This is a genomic window from Enterobacter sp. CFEC122, from assembly GCF_052983755.1.
The window spans coordinates 92,487-99,523 of record NZ_JBRIQR010000019.1 but is presented as its reverse complement, the minus strand read 5'-3'; the positions used below and the strand labels follow the sequence as shown (position 1 = coordinate 99,523).

7 protein-coding genes and 1 pseudogene are annotated in these 7,037 nt (G+C 55.8%); 3 read left to right on the top strand and 5 right to left on the bottom strand.

The genetic code is table 11. From position 1 onward, the window contains the following. Positions 1–219, top strand: a 219-nt coding sequence (locus ACVCAM_RS15045) for a hypothetical protein (RefSeq protein ID WP_447093620.1), incomplete at its 5' end; no start/stop codon positions are given. A 382-nt stretch (positions 220–601) separates the two neighbouring features. Here the strand turns inward: ACVCAM_RS15045 and ACVCAM_RS15040 are convergent. The 3 genes and pseudogenes from ACVCAM_RS15040 to nadC form a co-directional block, all read right to left on the bottom strand. Next, positions 602–1,543, bottom strand: a pseudogene (locus ACVCAM_RS15040) (ATPase, T2SS/T4P/T4SS family); the annotation flags it as partial. A gap of 10 nt (positions 1,544–1,553) precedes the next feature. Continuing rightward, positions 1,554–1,991, bottom strand: coding sequence for a prepilin peptidase-dependent pilin (ppdD, locus tag ACVCAM_RS15035; RefSeq protein ID WP_032675951.1), 438 nt, complete (start codon positions 1,989–1,991; stop codon positions 1,554–1,556). 174 nt (positions 1,992–2,165) lie between these two features. Continuing rightward, complete coding sequence (gene nadC, locus ACVCAM_RS15030; RefSeq protein ID WP_021240514.1) at positions 2,166–3,059, bottom strand: carboxylating nicotinate-nucleotide diphosphorylase; 894 nt, start codon at positions 3,057–3,059, stop codon at positions 2,166–2,168. Positions 3,060–3,146: 87 nt separating this feature from the next. Here nadC and ampD point away from each other — a divergent pair, with 87 nt between their 5' ends. After that, on the top strand, positions 3,147–3,698 hold the full coding sequence (gene ampD, locus ACVCAM_RS15025; protein ID WP_008501965.1) for a 1,6-anhydro-N-acetylmuramyl-L-alanine amidase AmpD: 552 nt from the start codon (positions 3,147–3,149) through the stop codon (positions 3,696–3,698). Positions 3,699–3,707: 9 nt separating this feature from the next. Further along, complete coding sequence (gene ampE, locus ACVCAM_RS15020) at positions 3,708–4,562, top strand: beta-lactamase regulator AmpE (RefSeq protein ID WP_023326702.1); 855 nt, start codon at positions 3,708–3,710, stop codon at positions 4,560–4,562. 18 nt (positions 4,563–4,580) lie between these two features. On the opposite strand, the gene ACVCAM_RS15015 is transcribed toward ampE, so the two are convergent. Together ACVCAM_RS15015 and ACVCAM_RS15010 are read right to left on the bottom strand one after the other, a co-directional pair. Then, positions 4,581–5,531, bottom strand: a complete 951-nt coding sequence (locus tag ACVCAM_RS15015) for a glycoside hydrolase family 43 protein (RefSeq protein WP_407223063.1) — start codon at positions 5,529–5,531, stop codon at positions 4,581–4,583. Positions 5,532–5,541: 10 nt separating this feature from the next. After that, positions 5,542–6,939: an MFS transporter gene (locus ACVCAM_RS15010; protein ID WP_320733334.1), complete on the bottom strand. Its 1,398-nt coding sequence runs from the start codon at positions 6,937–6,939 to the stop codon at positions 5,542–5,544. Between the last annotated feature and the right edge of the window lie 98 nt (positions 6,940–7,037).

The window sequence follows — 7,037 nt, the reverse complement described above, 5'->3', positions numbered from 1 at the left end:
AACCTTTACGCATTCAACCCACTGAAACAAAATGATAAGCAAGAGGTGCTTACCCCCGTAGCCTTTAATTTGGTCTTATCGCTACCTGAGCAGCTACTTAAAAGGCTGGATAAGGTCGGCTATGAACTGGTTAAGCGATACGGTATTGCAGGGTGTAGTGATAAGCAGCGACATCACATCGTTATTGTTCATCTGCTTGAAAAACATACATTTCGATGATGACTTGTACCTTAAAGAATCAGGCACTTTGTACCGTCAGGGTTTAGAAGCAAGACATCACCCCTCACCTCCATAGACGAAATGCAAATTTCACTGAAATCAAAATCTCCCAGCTTTCTCAGATGGTTTTGGACTTTAACTCTTGCCCCCTGTGGGGTAGCCGCATGAACCAGAAACTTATAGATAACGCTGCTTTTTGACGTCAACTGAACCCGCGAATCATAAGAGGACATAAGTAATCTCCTGAATGCTACTTGCTTTATCACGATTCACTGTAAATAAAACCAGCGTAGGAATCAATTGGAACTGTCTGGCAAAGCTCTAAGCCATATCCTTGAAGTCGCTTAACATCTATACAAATCGAAGTTAGTTATTAGAGAGTTGTAATTAGCACCAGATGCCCGGTTTGGGCAGCATTAATGGCAATCCCGGCCGTTTCTCCGTCACGGATTTCGCCGACCATAATGATGTCGGGATCCTGACGTAGCAGTGCGCGCAGCACGTTCTGGAAGGTTAAACCCGCCCGGGGATTAATCTGCGTCTGGTTTAATCCGGCAAGGGGGATCTCAATAGGATCTTCCACGCTGCAGATGTTGACGTCAGGGGTGTTACGCGACTGCAAAGCGCTGTACAGCGTCACGGTTTTGCCGCTGCCTGTAGGGCCGGTGACCAGAATCAGCCCCTGCGGCTGGTGGAGAACCGCATTAAAACAGGCCAACTGTTCAGCATCCATGCCAAGCGCTTTCGGCTCAAGGGCCTGCGGAACCTGATGCAGGAGGCGCAGCACAATTTTTTCGCCGCCGCTGCAGGGAAGCGTCGCGATCCGAAACGAGACCGGCTCATTGGCCAGTTCAATCGTAAACTGGCCGTCCTGAGGCAGTCGGCGTTCTGCAATATCCAGGTTACCCAGCACTTTTAAACGTGCGCTTAACAGGTTAGCCAGTTCAGCGGCAAGCGGAGGCTGCGGACAAAGTACGCCGTCGATACGTAAACGAATCTGGCACGCGTGCTCCATCGGTTCGATATGAATATCAGAGGCGCGCTGGTTGATTGCCTGCTGCAGCGTGTGGTTAAGGACATCTACCGTAGAGTGTGTTTGCGAAACGCCGGGCAGATGCGATTGAGACGTCAGCTGCCGGTGTTTTTCCATGCGCTCCGCGCTCCAGCACTCAATATCAATCCGTTTCTGGGTCGCGAAACGCAGCGCCTCCATGAGTTCGGTCGCGGGCTTTCCCACGACGGCAATGTTGATCCTCTCACTGTCGCTGGATAGCAGCAGCGCGTGATGGCGAAGACAAAGCGCCACGAGTTGATCGGTATTCATTCTCCGCTCCTCAGTTATTGCTGAAGCGGAAAACGTCTTCGCAGGCCTGCTTCAGAGCGCTATCAGCACTGATGTTGCAGACGCGCGTCCAGCCCGTCATCCCGTTGCCGTTGTTCCACTGCGGCGTCATGACCACTTCCAGCCCGTTAAGACTTTCCTGTCCTGTTAAGGTCACGATCCCTTTCGCTACGCTCATTCCGGAAACGTAGCGTGTCGTGGTGGGGGAAGGGATGCCGTTGCTGTTGGCATCGCAGCTCTCCACACCACCGTGATCCAGCGCGCAAAGTTCAATGGCGGTGCGGTAGGGAATGAAGGTTTGCAGCATATCGGTCAGCGCCGCTTTGCGCAGGTAGTTCTGATAGGCAGGTATGCCGATGGCGCTCAGAATCGCAATAATGCCGATGACCACCATCAGCTCAATAAGAGTGAATCCGTGTTGTCTGTTCATATCTGCTCCTTACGTTAAGTGGCGCTACTCTGTCAGCGCAAAAGGGCAGAAACGAGGGGCAAAAAAGGGAACGGGAAAGCGCATTCAGAGAATTAATGCGGTGTTGCAGGGAAGAACAGCGGATTTGCGAGCGGGGCTGAAATTCCCCTCTCCAGGCGGAGAGGGGAGGAATCACTATTTAAAACGCATCGAGAGGTCGAGGGCGCGAACGTGCTTGGTCAGCGCGCCGACGGAGATGTAATCCACGCCGGTTTCGGCGAATTCACGGATCGTTTCGAAGGTGACGTTTCCGGAGACTTCGAGCTGGGCCCGGCCATTGGTCAGTTTTACCGCCTCACGCATCTGCTCGGTTTCGAAGTTATCGAGCATGATGATATCGGCCCCGGCCTTAATCGCCTGCTCCAGCTCGTCCAGGTTTTCCACTTCTACTTCAACCGGCACATCCGGATGCAGCCAGAAGGCCTTCTCCACCGCCTGACGTACGGAACCCGATGCAATAATGTGGTTCTCTTTAATCAGGAAAGCGTCGGACAGGCCCAGACGATGGTTTGCGCCGCCGCCGCAGAGCACCGCGTACTTCAGCGCCGTGCGCAGGCCCGGCAGCGTTTTGCGGGTATCCAGCAGCTGGGTTCGGGTGCCGGCCAGCAGGTCAACGTAACGACGCACTTCGCTGGCGACGCCAGAGAGCGTTTGTACAAAATTGAGCGCGGTACGTTCGCCGGTCAGCAAGACGCGGGAGGGGCCGTCCAGCTCGAACAGCGGCTGATTTGGCGTGACGCTATCGCCGTCCTCCACGTGCCATGTGACCTGCACATCATCGCCCGCCAGCTGGGTAAAGACCTCTTCAACCCAGCGCTTGCCGCAAAAAACACCCTCTTCACGGGTGATGATGACCGCGTGGGAGCGCGTCTCTTTCGGCAACAATTGTGCGGTAATATCTTTATCGGCATTGACGTCACCGCCCAGATCTTCTTTCAAAGCATGGGCAACGCTTGCCGGAATATCCATATTAATACGTTCCAGAAGCGCTTCACGTCGGTGGTCGGGGTTGTAGCGGCGAGGCGGCATGATAAAACTCCAAATTGGTAACGAATCAAAATATTGAAACATGCTACTCTGAACCGAGTAACAGCACCATACATAAGGAGTTCCAGCATGTTGTTAGAAAACGGATGGCTGGTGGATGCGCGGCATGTGCCTTCGCCGCACCACGACTGCCGCCCGGAGGATGAAAAGCCCACACTGCTGGTGGTTCATAATATTAGTCTCCCGCCGGGGGAATTCGGCGGCCCGTGGATCGATGCGTTATTCACGGGAACGATAGATCCCGATGCCCATCCTTTCTTTGCTGAGATTGCGCATCTGCGCGTGTCGGCTCATTGCCTGATTCGTCGCGATGGTGAAGTGGTTCAGTATGTTCCCTTTGATAAGCGCGCCTGGCATGCCGGGGTGTCGATGTATCACGGGCGCGAACGGTGCAACGATTTTTCTATCGGGATCGAACTGGAAGGCACGGATACCACGCCCTACACCGATTCACAGTATCAACAGCTAGCGGCTGTGACCCGCACGCTTATCGGACTTTACCCGGCCATCGCCGACAATATTACCGGGCACAGCGATATCGCTCCGGCGAGAAAAACCGATCCCGGCCCGGCATTTGACTGGCCGCGGTTCCGCGCCATGCTCACCGCGTCGTCAGAATAAGGAGATACCATGACGTTGTTTACCATGCTGCTGGTTATCATCGCTGAACGCCTGTTCAAGCTCGGTGAGCACTGGCATCTGGATCACCGGCTGGAGGTGTTATTCCGCCGTATCAAGCACTTTTCCATGCTGCGCACGCTGCTGATGATGGCGGGTGTGATGGTGATTACGTTCCTGCTGCTGCGCTCGCTGTATGGACTCTTTTTCAACGTGCCGCTGCTGGTGGTGTGGATCCTGCTCGGCGTGCTGTGCATTGGTGCGGGCAAGGTGCGTTTGCACTATCACGCGTACCTGAAAGCCGCCTCCCGTGACGATGCCCATGCGCGCAATGCCATGGCGAGCGAGCTGACGATGATCCACGGCGTGCCGCCGGACTGCGACGAGCGCGAGTTCCTGCGCGAACTGCAGAACGCGCTGCTGTGGATTAACTTCCGTTACTACCTGGCGCCGCTGTTCTGGTTTGTGGTGGGCGGTCCATGGGGACCGGTCTTGCTGATGGGGTATGCGTTCCTGCGCGCCTGGCAGACCTGGCTTGCCCGCTATCTGACGCCGCACGAGCGTTTGCTGTCCGGCATTGATGCCATCCTGCACGTGGTTGACTGGCTTCCGGTGCGTCTGGTGGGCGTGGTGTACGCGTTAATTGGCCACGGTGAAAAAGCGCTGCCCGCGTGGTTCGCCTCGCTTGCCGACCGCCATACGTCGCAGTATCAGGTGTTAACGCGTCTGGCGCAGTTCTCGCTGGCGCGCGAGCCGCATACCGATAAGATTGAAACGCCGAAAGCCGCTGTCTCCATGGCGAAGAAAACGTCGTTTGTGGTCGTGGTTATCGTGGCGCTGCTGACGATCTACGGCACGCTGGTGTAAGCCAGCGCGCCGTAACGATTAAAGCGTGTCCGCAGGCGGGATGCCGAAATCAGGCATCCCGTTTTCATTCCAGCGGACGCGCTTCAGGCGGGTATGGCGGTTTGGATCGTACAGCGGATCGCCCTCAATTTCGGTGTAGTTCCGCGCGTGATACACCAGCACATCTTCCCCTTCCGGCGTTTGCGTAAAGCTGTTGTGTCCCGGGCCGTACTGGCGATTTTCGTAGCTGGTGGCGAATACGGGACGCGGGGATTTATGCCAGTTTGCAGGGTTTTGCGGATCGGCGTTCAGGTCTATCCACAGCAGCCCCATGCAGTAGTTCTCGTCGGTGGCGCTGGCGGAATAGCTGATAAACAGTTTGTTGCCATGGAACAGCACCGCCGGGCCTTCGTTGACCCAAAACCCGCGACACTCCCAGTCATACTCCGGCTTGCTGAGCATCACAGGCTCGCCTTTCAGCGTCCACGGGTTCGCCATTTCACACAGATAAAGGTTGGAGTTCCCGGAGATGTCCGGCGCTTTTTGCGCCCACAGATACCAGCGTTTTCCCTGATGCACAAAGGTGGTGGCGTCCAGGGCGAAGGTGTCGAACGGGGTTTCGATCTGGCCTTTTTCTACCCACCTGCCGGTGAGCGGATCGTCGTCGGTACATTCAATGGCAAACATGCGGTGCTGGAACATCCCGAGCGCGTCGAGCGCCTGGGTGTGCGTCGCGGCAAAATAGATGTACCACTTTCCGTCAATGTGGTGCAGTTCCGGCGCCCATATCAGCTGGCTCATTGGGCCTGCGTCGGGTTTACGCCAGACCACCACCTCTTCGGCATGACGTAAGCCTTCCAGCGAGTCTGCACGGCGGATCGCCAGCCTGTCGTACTGCGGCACGGAGGCGATAAAGTAATATTGCCCATCGTGGCGCAGGATATACGAGTCGGCGCGTTGTTCAATAAACGGGTTTGGCCAGGTTTGCATTCGGCTTTCCTTATTTAGTCTCAGCGGCTTTCAGTTCCTGATAATCGTTCAGCTCGTGGTAGTTGTTGCGGCGTTTTTCCAGATCGAGCTGGATCTGCTTCATGGTTTCACGATCCACCTTCAGCAGGCGCACTACGCCCGCAGTGATCAAATAACCCACCCCCGGGATAACGGTAAACAGCAGCACAATCCCGTTCAGGGCGTCTGCGCTTTGCGCTTTCGCCCCCGCGTCGTAGCCGTACCAGGAGAGCAGAAAACCGACCATCGCCCCGGCAATCGCCAGCCCCAGCTTCAGGAAGAAGATGTTGCCCGAGAAGCTGATGCCGGTGATGCGCTTCCCGGTTTTCCACTCGCCGTAGTCATCCACGTCGGCCATCAGCGACCAGTGCAGCGGAGACGGGATCTGGTGCAGGATGTTCAGCAGGAGGTAGAGCACCACGATGGTGACGGTCGCTTTCGGGTCGAAGAAATAAAAGGCGCAGGAGAAAATCGCCAGCACGATATTGGTCCAGAAGAAGACCTTCAGCTTGCACCAGCGGTCGGTCAGCACTTTTGCCAGCACGCTGCCGAGCATCATGCCAACAACGCCCAGGCTGATAAACAGCGTGGCGAAGTGGGTGCTCTGGCCCATCACCCAGGTCACGTAATACATGGTGGCCGCCATGCGGATAAAGCCGGGGCAGACGTTGCAGAGCGTCAGGAGCAGAATGCGCACCCACTGGTCGTTCTTCCACACGTCTTTCAGATCGTTTTTCAGCTCATCGTTGGTCTGCACCGCCGGGCGCACGCGCTCGCGCACGGTGGCGAAGCAGAACAGGAACATGCAGGTGCCAATCAGCGCCAGCACGGTCATCGCCATCTGGTAGCCTTTGGCTTTGTTGTCCCCGCCAAACCAGTCTGCCATCGGCAGCAGCGTTAATGAGAGCAGCAGCGTGGCGATGCCGACCAGCACGAAGCGATACGACTGGCAGGCCACACGTTCTTTTGGATCGTTGGTGATCACCCCGCCCAGCGAGCAGTAGGGGATGTTGATGGCGGTGTAGGTGAGCGACAGCAGGAAGTAGGTGACAAAGGCATAGATAACTTTGCTGTTATAGCTCCACTCTGGCGTGGTGAACATCAGGATGCTGAACAGCGCGTAGGGGAACGCAATCCACAGTAGCCATGGACGAAACCGGCCATATTTACTGCGGGTGCGGTCGGCAATCGCGCCCATGATCGGGTCCGTTACGGCGTCAATCACGCGGACAGACAGTAGCAGCACGCCGACCAGCGCAGGGGCCAGACCAAAAATATCCGTATAAAAATAGTTAACAAACAGCATGATGGCGCCAAAGATAATGTTGCATCCGGCGTCGCCCATCCCATAGCCGATCTTTTCTTTTACTGACAGTGTGTTGTTATCCATCGACAGCTCTCCGGTTTACGGTATGGAGAGAATTATTCGCTGGCGAAGGGATATATGCGTTGCAGTATCAGGGCGGTGATATGGATAAATGCGCTGTG